Consider the following 16,319-nt stretch of genomic DNA (forward strand, 5'->3'; position numbering starts at 1 on the left):
GTTTAATTATAACGAAGGCCCGGTGAAACCCAAATTTCTCATCCCGGTTTTTATTTCGGGGCAGCTCATAAATAATTTCCAAAGCAGCTGGCTTCGGTAATTCTCGATCATCACAATGATCGGCCCCTGGTCAATCGCGAGGTAAGAATTAGATACCCAGCCTGTAGTAAGGTTAAAGGCATCATAAAAGCCATAGGCGCCCCATAGTTTATCACCCAGCTTATAATAAAAGAACCGTAAAGCCCGCATAGATTCATCCGGCGTGTAAGGCAGTGAAGATATGGCTGCAGTTGGGGCAATAACGCCAACATCATTTGTGGGCGAGCTTGCCGTATAGCCATTATTAATATCGCTGGCTGTAAGCCCCCAGCAATCGGCACTATAGCCTTTATACCCCTTAGGATTGGCTATGCAATACTTATTGTTGATAAGGGCTTGCGCTTTGTTTTGTTCCTGGTAATTGGCATAGGCATCGCTTAAACCGTTGGGGTTGATACCCATAAATGAATAATGGCTGAAAAATAACGGCCCGCCAAGAGCAGGCCCCATCGGAAGCTTAACATCATAAAAAGTAGAACCATTGCGCATTGCGCCATTTTGGGCCCAGCCCTGGTCATAAACTATCTTTGGTATACTATGCGTTGGAGAAGATGCAGCCAGCACGTAAGCGATCAGTCCTTCGTTCCAGCCCTGTATCTTTAAGTTGATAGCCCAATTTTTATCAGGACTCCAATGCCAGTACAACGCGTTTTGTCCGTTTTGTCTGAACCAGTCCCACTCAACAGCACCCCATAAAGTGTTAATATCAGCCCTAAGATTAGTTTCATCGGCCGTGTTACCATTAAAGTATTGCCTTGCAGTTAACAGGCCTTCCATTAAAAATGATGTTTCTACCAGGTCGGCACCATTGTCCTGTTCGCTAAATGGCTGCACCGCCCCTGTTGCACCGTTAAGCCAATGCGGGAACGCCCCATGGAAAGTAACCGCTTTGTTTTTGAGAAAAGCGACTATCTTCTGCATCCTAAGCAAACCATCGGCACGACTGATAAAGCCCCTGTCAACAGCCACAACCAATGCCATTACGCCAAAGCCCGAGCCACCCGTGGTAACTACATCCCCGGATGTATTACGTTCGCGCGCAAGACCGCTTATGGGGTGAGCAAAATCATAAAAGTATTTAAAGGTTTGTTTCTGTACCAGGTTGAGCAATTCTTCGTCACTTATTCTCGGGAATTTATCGGTTGAATCAATTCCGGAAGTTTTGACCGGCGCAGGTGCCTGAGATTTGTTGCTTTTGCAGGATAAATGCAAAAGCAACAAAACAAGCGCTAAACCTTTAAAAAAGCTTTTTATCATTTTGGAGATTTTGATAGCCGGTCAGAAAAAAGGCTGCCAGGTTAACCGGCAGCCTATACTCAATCAAATGTTGGGCAGTGCCCTGTAAAAATTATCCGGCGCTATTAATACCCCGGGTTTTGTGTAAGCGTACCACCGCTGATATCGATCTCTGTTTGTGGGATTGGCCACACTTCGTTCTTACCCGCAGTCCATCCGCGTACACCAAATACCTGTGCACCGCGGCCCTGGCGGATAACGTCAAAGTAACGCTCAAACTCCATAGCAAACTCAGATCTTCTCTCTTTATAAATAGCAGCACGAAGTGCAGTTTGATCTAATGTAGTAACCGGAGGCAGAATAGCATTGTTGCCGGCGCGTGCGCGTGCACGAACCTGCTCAAGCTGCACCAAAGCAGCTGATGGATTACCCAACTCGTTATTGGCTTCGGCATTCATCAGCAATACATCAGCATAGCGCAAAACGATCTTATTTTGCTGTGCACCTTCGTTAAAGCCGGATACATAAAGGCTAAAAGGAACGTACGACTTTTGGTTGTACATAGGGTTATCACCTTGTGCCGGTATAACATCACCCTCTGGTGTGGTCTCTCCACGGAAGATGATGGTTGCATCACGGCGTGGGTCGCCAGCTTCGTATGAACTTGCCAGATCAGCACTTGGAACGTTAAAGCCCCAACCGCCACCGACTGAACCACGTACGCCCTGTACCTGCGAATATTGCGAGTTAGAGGCAGCCGGGTTATTAGGAATAAGCAAATTCTGCACCTCAAAAATAGACTCCTGGTTATTTTTGTGTGTAGTACGGAACATTTGTTCGTAATTAGGGAACAGCGAATAGCCCATGCCCATTACCTGGGTGGTGTAGGTAACTACGTCAGCCCATTTTTTCTGGTACAATGCAGCTTTAGCGTGCAGGGTTAATGCAGCGCCTTTGGTAGCATGGCCTATATCAACAGCAGCATAGCTTTGTGGAAGTACTGCAGCAGCTTCGGTAAGGTCTTTTTCTATTTGCGCCCACACCTGGTCTTTTGGTGTGCGCGGAAGGTTGTACTCTGATGCATCTTTCGGCAGCGTTATGCGCAATGGAACATCTCCAAATGCACGCACTAATCTGAAATAGGCATACGCCCTGATAAATTTAGCTTCGGCCAGGTAACGGTTCTTCAGGTTCTCATCCATGGTGATACCCGGCACGTTTGTTAATATCTGGTTAGCAAAATTGATAGTTTGATACTGACCTGTCCAAAATCCCCCCAACTGGCCTTCATCAGCCGTAACGGTGAAATTGCGGTAATTGTTAAAGAAGGTTGCATCACTCGCACTGCTACCCTTCTCCACATCGTCAGAACCCATGCTTTCTATCGCGATAGGCGCAAAAGCAATGTTATTCCACTCGTGCAGGTTAGCATACATAGCATTCACAGCCTTGGTAGCATCGTCCTGGGTTTTAAAGAATTGGGTTGCTGCCTGGTTTTGGGCAGGATCAATATTCAGGAAGCTTTTTTTACAGCCCTGGAATGTTATAGATGTAGCGATAAGCCCTAATATTAAGGCGTTACGCATAGTTGTTATATTCTTGTTCATCATTTTACTTAAAATGTAACGTTAACACCAAAGTTGTATATAGCATATAACGGATATACGTTAGCATCAATGCCACGACTGCCTACGCCGCCGCCGATCTCTGGAGAGAAGCCTTTATAACCAAATATGTTAACTGCGTTTTGCGCATTTAGATAAAGGCGCACTTTTGACACACCGAATTTGGTAAGCGCAGCACTTGGGAAGGTATAACCTAATTGAGCATTACGCAATCTCACATACGAGCCGCTTTCAACATAGAAAGAATTTGGCTTGGCGTTGTCTGTTTTACCAACATTTACCGACGGGTAGGTATTTGAAGTACCTTCACCATGCCAGCGGTTGTTGTAGAAATCGGCAGTGAAGTTTTCGTTACCGAAGCGGTATGCAACATTAGCATTATACACACTTACAGCAGCTACACCCTGGAAGTCTAAAGCAAGATCGAACCTTTTGTAGTTAAAAGAGGTGTTTAAGCCGAAGTTGTATTTAGGCAGCGGGCTACCTAATGCTACCCTGTCGCTGCCATCAATTTTACCGTCGCCGTTTGTATCTTGATAAATAAAGTCGCCAGGAGCCGCGTTTGGCTGTTTACCTTTGGCTACGTCTGCAGCTGTTTGGAATACACCGATAACTTTATAACCGTAAAACTGACCAATTGGCTGGCCTTGTACCGTGCGCGTTGCAAGCGATCCGTTGGCTATGCCATCGCCACCCTGATAAATAGGGTTATTACCGGTGATAACGTTTAATACTTTGTTGTTGTTAATACCTAAGTTAGCACTGATGCTATATGAGAAGCTCTCAGAACCCTTATCTCTCCACGTTGCCAGGAATTCAAAGCCGCGGTTACGGATGTTAGCCTGGTTACCGATGATAGAACTGTTAACCGTACCTAACGAACCGGCTACCGGTATGGCAAATATTGCATCCTGTGTTTCGCGGTTGTAGTAATCAGCTTCTATGCTCAGCCTGTTGTCAAGGAAACCTGCTTCAACTCCAAAATCAGATGAAACTGTTTTTTCCCAAACGATGGAAGGCGGTACTACAGTATTGATACTTGCGCCCGGATATGGCACCTGTGGGTTACCAAATATTGCCGTTAAGTATGGGTCTGTTGCGATCACCTGTACTGATGGATTGATAGGCACAACAGAGTTACCCACTTTACCCCAGCTACCGCGAAGTTTTAAGTTACTGAATACCTTTTGATCTTTCATGAAATCCTCATTGGTAACCACCCAGCCGGCACCAACCGATGGGAAATAACCGTAAGTGTTGTTACCGAAGAACTGCGAAGCACCATCGCGACGAACCGATGCATTTAACAGGTATTTATCTTTATAAGAGTAGTTAACGCGAGCAAATTGTGACAGCGCACGCGTATATATCTGGCTGCCCGGAGTTGCCAGGTAAGTGGCTGTAGAATCGGCAGGGAAGGAATTATATAAGTTACCGCTTGCGGTATAAGGTACGTTATCCCTTTGTGCATTTAGCTGGCGTGTTTTGTTTTGCAAAGCGCTGTAACCCAACAAAGCAGTAAGCCTATGATCTTTAACCTGTACATCGTATGTTAAAGTGTTTTCCCAGATCCAGTTACGCACCTCGGTATGATCTACGTTAAGGTTAGTTTTCTGGCTAAACTGTTTAAATGTGGCCTGGTAAATAGGTGTATAGTTTCTAACCTCGCGCTGGCTTATATCGCCGCCAAAGCTGGTTTTAAACTTAAAGTGTTTCAGGAAGCTTACTTCGCCGTAGGCGCTGTAAGTAAAGCGTTGGTTTTTAGTACGCTGGTTGAAAAAGTCAATAGTAGCCTGCGGGTTAAAGTTGTTGCCATCGCCAAGCCCAAGCGGGTTAGGGTCACCATAGCTGCCATCAGGATTTTTAACAGGAATTATTGGAGCTGCCGCATAAAGCTGATGGAATATATCGCCGTTTGCATCCTTTGAATTATCGGATACGCCGCTTGCAGTATAACCTAACTTTAACGCTTTGCCAATTTTGAAATCATTAGACAAGTGCAGCGTAAAGCGCTCATAGTTGTTGCTTTTTACGATACCATCCTGATTAAGATAACCGAAAGAATAATTGTAAGTATAAGCATCAGTTCCGCCACTTATTGAGGCCTGGTGGTTTTGCATAAAGGCTTTGCGGAGTATTTCATTGTACCAGTTAGTTCCGTTACCATAGCTTGCAGGATTTGCTAAGATAGGCTGGCCACCGTTCAATGCAGATAACTCATTAACTGCAGTTGCATATTGTGTACCATTAGCCATTTTTACCTGATTGGTAACAGACTGTATACCCACAAAACCATTGTAGTTGATCACCGGCTTGCCTTTAGCGCCACGTTTTGTGCTGATCAAAACAACACCGTTTGCTGCACGTATACCGTAGATAGCAGTACTTGATGCGTCTTTTAACACGCTAAAGCTCTCTATGTCCTGCGGATTAAGGAAGTCGATATTATCATACCACACACCATCTACCACAAATAATGGTTTAGTGTTACCATAGATGGTACCTAAACCACGGATTGTAATATCAGGGGTTGAACCAGGCGCACCGGCATTGGTGATCTGTACACCTGCAACTTTACCCTGCAAACCGCTAATAGCGTTTTGAGAAGCTTGTTTGGCTACATCAGCACCTTTAACAGTAGCGATAGACCCGGTTACGTCAACTTTACGTTGCGTACCGTAACCAACTACTACCACACCCTGCAATTCATTAGTAGCGCTTTGTAAGGTAATATTAATATTGTTGCGGCCATTGACAGGCACATCAACTGACGTATAGCCTAAATATGATACGGTGAGGGTAGCGTTGGAAGCCACACTTAAGGCAAATGCACCATTGGCATCTGTTTGAGCACCCGTTGTAGTACCTTTTACAGCAACCGTAACCCCAATAAGAGATTCTCCTGTTTTGGCATCTGTAACCTTACCTCTTACAGTAACGTTTTGCGCAAAAAGGGCGGTTGAGAAAAAAGTAAACAATACGAGTAACCCCGAGATTGTAAAAATTCTCTTCATGGTGAAAAATAAAATTTTAAGAATTGGTTAATTGGTTTTGTACAGGGTCGAAATTGGGTAGATTAATAATGGTAAGCAAATAATCTAACTTCACATTAATACATCAAAACTCTTTCACTTGCTCATGCCTAACATCAATAAAATATAAAACACTGTAAAACAACAATTTAAACATACCATAATAGTCTATCTCGTACTACACAGACTGTAGACCTGACAATAAGCTTTAAGAAGTGTTTGTGTGGTAATGATGTAGTATTAAAGCTCTATGAGAAACTCTGTTAAGTTCTTGTCGTGCTCCAAGTTGAGCTTTTTTCTTAAACGGTACCTGCGGATCTCAACTCCCCTGAGAGAAATATTTAATAATGATGCCATTTCTTTACTGCTCATATTCATCCTTAAATAAGCACAAAGTTTAAGATCATTGGGAACAAGATCAGGATGATCTTGCTTCAGCTTCTTAAAGAAGTTCTCATGGGCTTCGTTAAAGCTGTTCTCAAATATATTCCAATCGCGATTGTCATTGATGCCCTCGTCAATTACTTTATTGATCTTTTTAAGCTGGTCCTCGGGCAAACGCTTTCCTTCCTTGTCTTTAAGGTTTTTCAATTCTTCGCTTATCTTTTGCAGCAATTCATTCTTGTACACAATATTCATTGCAGAATTAGCCAGCTCACGGCTTTTGCTTTCAAGATCGGCCTGTAGCTGCTCATTTTTAATGGTTACAATTTGCTGTTCATTAATAATTGCTTCACGTCGTAAAAATTCTTCGTGTTCCCGCCGTAATTTCTCCTGTATCTCTGCCTGGTGGCGCTGAAGTTTCTGGCTGTAGTAGCGCCTTACCAGGTAGTACAGCAATACGGCCAGCAGCACATATATAAAGCAGGCCAGTTTACTGGAGTACCAGGGTGCGGCTATGTCAAATGTGTAGGAAGTTATGCCGGTAACGTTTTCGTCATTTATTTTTGCCCTTACCTTGAAATGGTAAGTGCCCTGACTCAGATTAGTGAACTCTTTGGCGCTCGATGCGCTCCATTCGCTCCACTGCTTTGAATAACCTTCCAAAAAATACTGGTAAGTCACCCTGGCCTGCCTGTAGTAAGGCAGCGCGTAAGAAATGCGGATATTATTTTTACCGTATGTGATACTTTCATTTTGCTCAGTACCCATCTCTGTCATCGCTTCGGTTTTATCAGTGATGTTCTCTACCTGGCGTACCAACACTGCCGGTAAACGTTCCGTATTGCGACCAACCGCGTCCCGGTCATTCAGTATCACAAAGCCATCGTCAACACTAATCAGATAGATCAGGTTATTGATCAGGCTGATGTTCTCATAATTTTGCACCATCTGCCCGTTAAGCATGCTAAACCTGTTTGAGTCGATACGTAGTTGTCCGGGTACCGACAGATCTGCCAATGCAACCCGCCCGTGGTTTATAAACCAATATTTTTTGCCTATTGCGGCGATAACTTTATTTGATGATGCAAAGGTGTTAAGCTTCCTGTTGAGCTGTTGATACTTGTAAAATCTGTCCGTGATATCATCATAAACGTAAAAGCCGGAGTCTGATGAAAAAACTATCCTGTTATCCAGGTTAAAAACACCCACGTTATAGCTGTTTGGTAAGCCGGAGCGTTTATCGTAAAATTTTTGAGAAACAACCCGTTTTTTGTCGGCAGATAAAATAACCTTATAAACACCCTTGTATGCATGACTAACCCAAAGCTGGCCCTTGCTATCCTGCTCCACAAGACGCGACGGCTCGGTAAAGCCCTCAATTTTATGGTCGAGCACCCAATTGCCGGCAGCATCTTTTTTGAAAAGGATCAAACCATTATAACAGCCTTGTATCAGTTGGTCGTTACCAAATTTTTTGATCGTCCAGCCGCCGCTTAGTGATGATATTTTGTTGATGGTACTGCCGTTTACCTGGAATGTACCATCGTTATGGCTGCAAAGTAAGCGGCCATCGTGTAAAGACAGCTCCCATACCTGCCCCTGCGAACCCGGGATTAGCTGAAAATTGAATGAGTGCAGCAATTGATTGCTGCCTCCGGGCAACCAATCGCTGTAGAAAAGCCCCTGGTTGGTACCCAAATAAATTTTGTTATTGAAGATGATACTTGAATAAACCGTACCAAACCGCCCGGTTTTATCGAAGTAAAAGTACATGGGGGAGTTAAGCTCAATACGATCAATGCCGTTATCAAGCCCTGCCCAAAGGTTCTGCTCACTATCGCTGTACAGGCTCAGCACTGTATTATTCTGCAGCCCGCTTGATTTGTTGATCTGCTGCAGCATGTTGCCAGCGGCATCTACTATAATCACTCCGTTTAAAATGGTACCAAAGGCAAAATACTTGCCCATTACCACAATGCCGTTGTTAAGCTGATAGTTCCTAAGAAAGTCGTTTGCCTGATTTTGCCACGGAGTTATAGTTTGCCCATCGTAAATAAACAGACCATCCTTTGCGGTGCCTATTAAAAGCCTGCCGTCTTTACCAAACGGTAATATGGTAAGCACCCGGCTGGCCAGCAGGTTGCTGCCTTTCACAAAACTTAACTTGTTATCTATAAGCTCAAACAAACCTGTGCCTATCTCCTCCGCAAAAAACCTGTTTCCTGCTTTAAGCAGAAATAAGAAAGGTTTTTCGGGTTTTATAATCGTGACCTTATTGTTGGCGTAAATGTAAATACCGCCAAAGGCCTCAAAAAGCACCCTGTTTTTATCAACATATATCTTCCATATCTCCTCCTTTACAGGCTGGGCATTTTTTGGGATGAGGGCAGTTAGGCTATGGTATTTAAGAAAGCCTTTATCATCAGCCTGCCAGTAACCGAATTCGCCGAAGCCACCGGCATATATCCTACCTTTACCATCGGCAGCAACTGCACGTACAATAAGGCCGTTTGGCATAGGGTACCGCTTCCAGTAACGCCCATCAAAAGATAACAACCCCTCGTTACCAAAATACATTACACCATGCTCGTCGCGGGTGATGGACCAGTTCTGATTGCCCGATTGATATTGAAACTTGCTGTAATTTTGCACATAAGGCACACCTATGCTTTTAATATCGGCCGCAAAGGCTGATACGTTGAGCATTACCGAAAGGCAAAAAAGCAAAAGGCGTTTGTGCATGAATTTGTGCGTTAAAAAGACACAAAGATAAACCTTAACAGCAATTAAGAAAAAAGGCCGCCTTTGTGGGCAGCCTTTCCTGTTTTATGATCAGTCAGCAAGCTGAACTTTGTTTTTCTTTGCCACATTAACAGGCTGCGGAACCTTAACGTAATAACCGGTACCGTCGTACACACGTTTACGCGGATGCGCTTTACAAGCATCGCTGCAGCAGCCTTCCAGAGCCTCACCGCATTCATCACATTGGGTAAAATGCTCATTGCACTCGGGGTTGGCGCAATTGATCATCTTCGGCGTTGTTTTACCGCAATTTCTGCAGGTTGATATAACTACTGGGTTTACACTGTTCACTTCTACCGACAGGCGATTATCAAACACGTAACATTTGCCTTCAAAATCCTTCCCGCCTGCTTCTTTTCCGTATTTAATAATACCGCCATGCAACTGGTAAACATTTTCAAAACCCTCGTGCAAAAGCAAAGCCGAAGCCTTTTCGCACTTGATGCCACCGGTACAATAGGTCAATATCTTTTTATCCTTGTACTGCGCCAGTTCATTGATCATAGCCGGGAAATCGCGGAAATTCTCAATATCAAGCGTTACGGCATTTTTGAATTTTCCAAGCGAGTGTTCGTAGTTAGACCTTACGTCTAACACAACCACATCGTCCCTATCCTTCATTTCCATAAACTCCTTAGGCTCCAGGTGCACACCAGTACGTTTCTTGGGGTCGATCATCTGTGGATCGCGCAGGCCTGAATGGACGATCTCCGATTTATAACGAACGTGCATTTTTACAAACGAAGGTTCATCAACTTCATCCACCTTAAAATCTGTTTTAGCAAAACGCTCGTCAGCCAACACGGCTTCCATATAAGCTTTACAAGCTTCGGGCGTGCCGGAAACAGTGCCGTTTAAACCTTCATCAGCAACTATTATGCGACCGGTAAGGCCTAATCCATTACAAAATTTCAGGTGGTCGGCGGCAAATTGCTCGCCATTTTCTATTGTTGAGTAACAATAGTACAGTAGTGTGTTATACTTTGCCATAAGATCATTGATACTGCTGCAAACAGTGTTAAATGAGGCGCAAAGATAAATATTTTGGAGATTAGTTGATCAGTTAATTAGAGATCAGATATCGGTTGATCCAAAATAAAAAATGCATGTAATCGAAAGCAAACTAATAAACAATCACAAATCAACTAATTAACCACCCCCTATCTTATCCCATAAAATATCCTGAAACCCTGGATATACTTTTTGTCGCCGGTGAAGGATACGCCATAGTCTACACGGAAGAATAACCGCTGTATACCAACATAAAACTCAGAATAGTTCATGTTATTCTTTTCTGTTAGGAAATTGGCCCCTATAATCTCTTCGAGTTTAAGCTTACGCATAAAAGGTATGCGGCTAAAGAACGCACCTGCAAAATTATGTTGGTAGTGAGCCTCCAGAAACGCATCGTTTGAACTGAATTGATAGAACGGCAGGAAATGGAAACTTGCCAGATCGGTAGGGTCAAACGTTAAACCCTGGTTGCCCGAAAAATGGTTATAATCCATAAAGTAAAGGTTGCGGCGGTTAAGGAAATCGCCTGCTGATATCCTGAACGATGAATAACCGGTTAATCCGATCGGAATATGATCCTGACTGATGTTAATGGACACGAAATCGTAATTTACATCAGAACCAAAAACGCCGTCTATACCTTTGCGATAATTAAGCACGATCTTTGGATATCTTGACGGTACAAACGTACGGCCATCAGGCCTGGTAATATAACGTTGACCAAAGGTAAACTCAAGCGATGTTTTAAAAGTAAATGCCTGATGCTCCGGAAATAAAAAAGATCTGTCATCGGCAGGTGTACCCGGTGGAGCCAACGGGTTGTTTGATGTATATTCTTTATTCTTTGGATTAAATATGTGCTGGTACGACGTATTGTATAATTGCCTGCGATTAGAATACTCAACGCTCGAACTCCACAAAATACCATTAGCAAGTTCCCGCTCATAACCTATGTTACCGTATTGATTACGATAATACTTTACATAGTTGTTCTCAAACAGCAAAGAGCTTAGGGTATTGAACCATAATGATCTGGTACCTACGTTACTTAAATCCATTACATCTGCACCAAAGTTGGTAAAAACACGGCCACGATGCCATTGATCAAACAGGTACTCGCTATGGATCATTGGGCTTGCCAGTTTACTTGAAAAACCGTACTTAAACTCCGGAGAAATACTAAAAGACCGTAAGTCGTCAAACTTCTTGGTGTATTTAACCTGTGCATCAATTCCCCAACCTTCAACCGTGTTGTAATAAATACTTTGATACAGGGGCGCTACGTAAAATGATTCTTTGGTACGGCGATTTTTAGCCTCATAACCAAATATCGTATAGCTTGGCAAGCTAAATTTATTGTTTTCCAGCTGTACTGAATCAAGGTATGGATCGGAATGCTGCAAGGCAAAAAGACTATCCTTTTTCCGGTAATCGCGCATTTCCTGCGGCGTTAACGGCACGGGCCTTATGGCGTTCCAATAGCTCGATGGTTTTGTGTTGGCTGCAGTATCAACTTTTAATACTTCTCCATTGAAAAAACCATCTGGAAAAGTCTGATCTATCTTGTAGTTATTATAAATACCTACATAGTATCCTGCAAATTTGAATCCTAATACAGATCCTTTGTAATCATACTGTATAGATGCCGGCAACCAAACGCTGTCTTTAACAGGGATGTATTGCTGGCTGATAGATAGCGTATCTATTAAGTTAATATTATCGTTCTCTTCGGTAAGGTAAAGGTCGGCGCTGTAAACCCGCCAATCGCCATCTACTATGTAAAGGAAACCTCTAAAGGTTGATGAACGCTTTGACTTTGGCAGTATTGCAATTTTATGAATGGTACGGTTATTTGAAACCGTTGTACCTGCAAGCCTAAACCTGTAATACTTAAAAGCATTATCAGCCACAGGAGATACAAAACCACGGCTACGCAGGCCGTCTATATAAAATATATTCTGGTATATGTTAAGTTGTAAGTCTGACGCCTTGTTATAATTAAAGGCAGGGCTGCCACCTGTACTTTTAGCAGCAATGGTGATCTCCTTAAACTTATTCGGTCGCTGTAAATTAAATTCAGATAAGGATTCCGACTGGTATAAAATTCCCCTGCCCAGCGAATCAAGATCGAGCTGTTTGATGACCGGGCTGCTCATTAGCGACTTGGGTGCCTTTGTCAAACGCTGCACACCCTTAATGTAAACCTGGCAGGTGTAGCTTTTAAATTCGTTCATGTGGCGCTCGCGGTTAGCCATTACCTCTCTCATGATGGCCATACCCCGGTCGGTTTTACGGTTGTAAGTTGCAGTATCATCACGACTGAATACTTCATTCTCCAGTTGCACGTTAAGGCGCTCGTCGTGGTCGGTTATACTAACGGGTACTACCTTTTCGCGATAGCCTACAAAACGGTAAACAATGTTGTAATTACCCGGCGCTAACTTAAATTGATATTGGCCTAACTCGTTAGCAGTTGTTCCGTATGTTGAGTTGCGGATGTATACTGATGTGAAGCCAATCGGCTCACCTTTATCGCCCGTAATGCGGCCATTTAGCATAAATTGCTGAGCATCAGCAATTACCACAGTTAGGCATAATATCAATAGTAGTAAGTATTTTCTCATAGAGGGGTTTTCCTACATAATAATAAATGCGTGTTAAATGTTTGTTTTACAACATAAATTATTAAAAGCAATGCAGATAACGCCAATTGATGCGTATTTCCTAATTTTGCTATCTTAAATACATTTATCATGTACAATACACTGCAACCGGTTTTACAAAAAGAACTTGCTGACATTGAAGCGGCTGGGCTATATAAAAAGGAACGTATCATCACCTCACCGCAGGGTGCCGACATTACGGTGCAGGGCGGTAAAGAAGTGATAAACTTTTGTGCTAACAATTACCTGGGCTTATCAGGCAATGCCAAAGTGGTGCAAGCTGCTAAAAATGCTATGGACACGCATGGTTACGGTCTGTCATCAGTGAGGTTCATCTGCGGTACGCAGGATATTCATAAACAACTGGAGCAAAAAATTTCTGAGTTTTTAGGCACCGAAGACACCATCCTTTACGCGGCAGCATTTGATGCCAACGGCGGCGTATTTGAACCTTTATTTAACGATCAGGATGCTATTATATCTGATGAGTTGAACCACGCTTCTATCATAGATGGTGTACGCCTTTGTAAAGCACAGCGCAAACGCTACAAACACGATGACATGGTCGACCTGGAAGAACAGTTGAATGCTACGCAGGAACTTCGTCACCGCATTATAGTTACTGATGGTACTTTCTCTATGGATGGTACCATTGCTCAGCTTGATAAAATTTGCGCACTGGCAGAGCAATACAACGCTTTGGTGATGATTGACGAGAGCCACTGCAGCGGCTTTATGGGTAAAACAGGCCGCGGTACGCATGAGCACCATAACGTAATGGGTAAGATAGATATCATAACCGGCACTTTGGGTAAAGCGTTGGGTGGTGCATCCGGTGGTTTTACATCGGGCCGTAAAGAGATCATCGATATGTTGCGCCAGCGCTCAAGGCCTTACCTGTTCAGTAATACATTGGCACCCGCCATTACCGGCGCTTCAATTGCTGTGCTGGATATGCTGAGCGAAACAACCGACCTGCGCGACAAATTAGAAACTAACACCAAATACTTCCGCGAAAAAATGACCGCTGCAGGTTTTGATATCAAACCCGGTGTGCATCCTATAGTACCTGTAATGCTTTACGATGCAAAACTGGCGCAGGAGTTTGCCGCTAAAATGTTAGATGAAGGTATTTACGTGATCGGTTTCTATTATCCGGTAGTTCCGCAGGGTAAGGCTCGTATACGTGTTCAAATCTCTGCCGCACATGATGTAGCTCACCTGGATAAAGCCATTGCTGCCTTTACCAAAGTGGGTAATGAGTTGGGTGTGTTGAAATAGTTACGTATAGTTTTATTATATTTGTACGTACATAAGCAATTGTTATGGCAGCTACAAAATTGACCTTGAGTTCTGATAAGCAAACTGTTGAGCTTGCTAAAAGAATAGCTTCAGAAGATAACATAAGTGTGTCAAAGCTTTTCAAGCAACTTCTAAATGATTTCTCGAAGAAAAGAAAGAAAGAAGATCCTTTACTGGAAAAATATAAAGCAATGGAAATACCTGAGGAACTTAAAGCACTTAGAGGTATACTAAAGGGGAAGGTAGCTGATGATGTAGATTATAAAGATTTAAAGTGGGAGTACTTGAAAGAGCGCCATGGCTTATAAACACCTGTTTATAGATAGTGATGTTATATTAGATATGTTAGTGGACAGGCAACCATTTTCTATATACGCTGAAATGTTAATTGTAGAAAAACAGCAGCATGGAATTAGGTTAAGTACATCAACCCTTGTAATTGCAAACGTTCATTATATACTTACTAAGCTGGTTAAAAAACAAGCTGCGAAAGAAGGTGTTAGTCAGCTTTTAAAGCTGGTAGATATTCTTCCTTTTGAACTTGATGCTATTGAAAACGCTGTAAGTGGTTCCTTTTCAGATTTTGAAGATGCTATAGAAAACCACATCGCAATAAAAGCGAATTGTGATGCCATCATCACCCGTAACATTAAAGACTACAAACAAGCAACTATACCGGTATTAACTGCCGAACAATTTTTGAGACAACTATAATGCAAGAAAAAATAGATCAATATACGGCCGATATTCAAGCTTTTTCGCCGGCTAACGCCGATGAGCTGGAGGCTTTCCGCATAAAATATTTGGGTACCAAAGGTTTGATAAAAGACCTTTTTGAGGAATTTAAAACTGTTGGCCCCGAAGAAAAACGCGTTTTTGGTAAAGTGCTTAACCAGTTTAAGCAAATGGCCGAAGCAAAATATGCGGAACTAAAAGATTCTCTGGACTCCGGCCTTAAGACTCAAGACTTGGGCCTTGATCTTACTTTGCCCGGTGATGGTTTCGAAGTAGGCTCGCGCCACCCGCTATCATTGGTACGTAACGAGATCATCGATATCTTTAAACGTCTTGGCTTCGTTGTGGCTGAAGGCCCTGAGATCGAGGACGACTGGCATAACTTCTCGGCGCTTAACTTCCCGCAGGAACATCCTGCGCGCGATATGCAGGATACCTTCTTTATCCGTAAAGGTGATGGCAGCGATGATATTGCCTTGCGTACGCATACCTCATCGGTACAGGTGCGTATGATGGAGAATGGCAAACCACCGTTCCGCGCTATTATGCCGGGCCGTGTTTACCGAAACGAGGCTATTTCGGCACGCGCACATTGTTTCTTCCACCAGGTAGAAGGTTTGTATGTGGATGAGAACGTTTCTTTTGCAGATCTTAAGCAAACGCTTTTCCACTTTGTGCAGGAGCTTTACGGCGAGGGTACCAAAGTGCGTTTCCGTCCGTCATACTTCCCGTTCACCGAGCCATCTGCAGAAATGGACATCTCTTGCACGATATGCAAGGGCGCCGGCTGTAACATGTGTAAATACACCGGTTGGGTAGAAATTTTAGGTTGCGGCATGGTTGACCCTAACGTGTTAGAGAATTGCGGCATCGATAGTAAAAAATATACCGGCTTTGCCTTTGGTATGGGTATAGAGCGTATCACTAACTTGAAATATGTGATCCGCGACCTGCGCTTGTTCTCTGAGAACGATGTGCGTTTCCTGAAACAATTCCAAACTGATATAATATAAATGAAGCAAGCGCTGATACTGGTTTTTACAAGCATACTTCTGTTTTCATGCGCTAAAACCGGCAGCGTGGTACCCAGTGTACCGGTAAACTTCAGGATAACAAAAACCGACCCTCGGGTGCAGGCGCTTACTGCCGCCGGAGGGGCGGTTACTATATCCGGCGTAGGTGTGGCCGGTATTATTATCTACCGCAGGTTTGATGGCGCCTATGTAGCTTATGACCGTTGCAGCAGTTATCAGCCCGAAAAATTGTGTGCAGTAAATCTCGATGATAACGGCCTTACCGCTACCGACCCATGCAGCGGTTCTAAATTTTCTTTGGAAGATGGCAGCCCGGTAAAGGCCCCCGCGAGTAAATACCTGCGCTCATATCTTGTAAATACCACGCAATTTGAGATATTTGTTTCAAACTGA

11 protein-coding genes are annotated in these 16,319 nt (G+C 43.4%); 5 read left to right on the forward strand and 6 right to left on the reverse strand.

Going from position 1 to position 16,319, the window contains the following annotated elements:
- Positions 1–6: 6 nt before the first annotated feature.
- From FPZ42_RS17985 to FPZ42_RS18010, 6 genes are all read right to left on the reverse strand, one after another.
- Entirely contained in the window at positions 7–1,356 is a 1,350-nt protein-coding gene (locus FPZ42_RS17985; RefSeq protein WP_146273256.1) for a glucoamylase family protein, read from the reverse strand.
- Positions 1,357–1,460: 104 nt separating this feature from the next.
- Entirely contained in the window at positions 1,461–2,921 is a 1,461-nt protein-coding gene (locus FPZ42_RS17990) for a RagB/SusD family nutrient uptake outer membrane protein (RefSeq protein ID WP_261382342.1), read from the reverse strand.
- A 29-nt stretch (positions 2,922–2,950) separates the two neighbouring features.
- A complete protein-coding gene (locus FPZ42_RS17995) occupies positions 2,951–5,974 on the reverse strand; it encodes a SusC/RagA family TonB-linked outer membrane protein (protein WP_146273258.1) in 3,024 nt (1,007 codons plus the stop codon).
- Positions 5,975–6,232: 258 nt separating this feature from the next.
- Entirely contained in the window at positions 6,233–9,118 is a 2,886-nt protein-coding gene (locus FPZ42_RS18000; RefSeq protein ID WP_146273259.1) for a ligand-binding sensor domain-containing protein, read from the reverse strand.
- A 90-nt stretch (positions 9,119–9,208) separates the two neighbouring features.
- Positions 9,209–10,168: an oxygen-dependent tRNA uridine(34) hydroxylase TrhO gene (gene trhO / locus FPZ42_RS18005; RefSeq protein ID WP_146273260.1), complete on the reverse strand. Its 960-nt coding sequence runs from the start codon at positions 10,166–10,168 to the stop codon at positions 9,209–9,211.
- 170 nt (positions 10,169–10,338) lie between these two features.
- Complete coding sequence (locus FPZ42_RS18010) at positions 10,339–12,816, reverse strand: DUF5686 family protein (RefSeq protein ID WP_146273261.1); 2,478 nt, start codon at positions 12,814–12,816, stop codon at positions 10,339–10,341.
- A gap of 129 nt (positions 12,817–12,945) precedes the next feature.
- On the opposite strand from FPZ42_RS18010, the gene kbl reads away from it, so the two are divergent.
- From kbl to FPZ42_RS18035, 5 genes are read left to right on the forward strand one after another with little or no spacing between them, the layout of a single operon-like run.
- Positions 12,946–14,136 carry a glycine C-acetyltransferase gene (gene kbl / locus FPZ42_RS18015; protein WP_146273262.1) on the forward strand — a complete coding sequence of 397 codons (1,191 nt, stop codon included), beginning with the start codon at positions 12,946–12,948 and terminating at the stop codon, positions 14,134–14,136.
- A 44-nt stretch (positions 14,137–14,180) separates the two neighbouring features.
- The gene (locus FPZ42_RS18020) at positions 14,181–14,465 is read left to right on the forward strand and encodes a DUF6364 family protein (protein ID WP_146273263.1); all 285 of its coding nucleotides are present in this window, start codon (positions 14,181–14,183) and stop codon (positions 14,463–14,465) included.
- Positions 14,455–14,871 (forward strand): PIN domain-containing protein, encoded by a 417-nt coding sequence (locus FPZ42_RS18025; protein WP_146273264.1) that lies wholly within the window; start codon positions 14,455–14,457, stop codon positions 14,869–14,871. Before FPZ42_RS18020 ends, FPZ42_RS18025 begins: the two co-directional genes overlap by 11 nt.
- Complete coding sequence (pheS, locus tag FPZ42_RS18030) at positions 14,871–15,905, forward strand: phenylalanine--tRNA ligase subunit alpha (RefSeq protein WP_186458821.1); 1,035 nt, start codon at positions 14,871–14,873, stop codon at positions 15,903–15,905. Before FPZ42_RS18025 ends, pheS begins: the two co-directional genes overlap by 1 nt.
- Positions 15,906–16,319, forward strand: a complete 414-nt coding sequence (locus tag FPZ42_RS18035; protein WP_146273266.1) for a Rieske (2Fe-2S) protein — start codon at positions 15,906–15,908, stop codon at positions 16,317–16,319.

Origin of the sequence: Mucilaginibacter achroorhodeus (assembly GCF_007846095.1) — a bacterium.
Classification (GTDB): domain Bacteria; phylum Bacteroidota; class Bacteroidia; order Sphingobacteriales; family Sphingobacteriaceae; genus Mucilaginibacter; species Mucilaginibacter achroorhodeus.

What these genes read in the sequence shown, in the direction of transcription:
- trhO (WP_146273260.1), bottom strand. Translation starts at nt 10,168, where the DNA reads ATGGCAAAGTATAACACACTACTGTACTATTGTTACTCAACAATAGAA.
- FPZ42_RS18025 (WP_146273264.1), top strand. Translation starts at nt 14,455, where the DNA reads ATGGCTTATAAACACCTGTTTATAGATAGTGATGTTATATTAGATATG.
- FPZ42_RS18010 (WP_146273261.1), bottom strand. Translation starts at nt 12,816, where the DNA reads ATGAGAAAATACTTACTACTATTGATATTATGCCTAACTGTGGTAATT.
- FPZ42_RS17985 (WP_146273256.1), bottom strand. Translation starts at nt 1,356, where the DNA reads ATGATAAAAAGCTTTTTTAAAGGTTTAGCGCTTGTTTTGTTGCTTTTG.
- FPZ42_RS18020 (WP_146273263.1), top strand. Translation starts at nt 14,181, where the DNA reads ATGGCAGCTACAAAATTGACCTTGAGTTCTGATAAGCAAACTGTTGAG.
- FPZ42_RS18035 (WP_146273266.1), top strand. Translation starts at nt 15,906, where the DNA reads ATGAAGCAAGCGCTGATACTGGTTTTTACAAGCATACTTCTGTTTTCA.
- FPZ42_RS17990 (WP_261382342.1), bottom strand. Translation starts at nt 2,921, where the DNA reads ATGCGTAACGCCTTAATATTAGGGCTTATCGCTACATCTATAACATTC.
- kbl (WP_146273262.1), top strand. Translation starts at nt 12,946, where the DNA reads ATGTACAATACACTGCAACCGGTTTTACAAAAAGAACTTGCTGACATT.
- FPZ42_RS17995 (WP_146273258.1), bottom strand. Translation starts at nt 5,974, where the DNA reads ATGAAGAGAATTTTTACAATCTCGGGGTTACTCGTATTGTTTACTTTT.
- pheS (WP_186458821.1), top strand. Translation starts at nt 14,871, where the DNA reads ATGCAAGAAAAAATAGATCAATATACGGCCGATATTCAAGCTTTTTCG.
- FPZ42_RS18000 (WP_146273259.1), bottom strand. Translation starts at nt 9,118, where the DNA reads ATGCACAAACGCCTTTTGCTTTTTTGCCTTTCGGTAATGCTCAACGTA.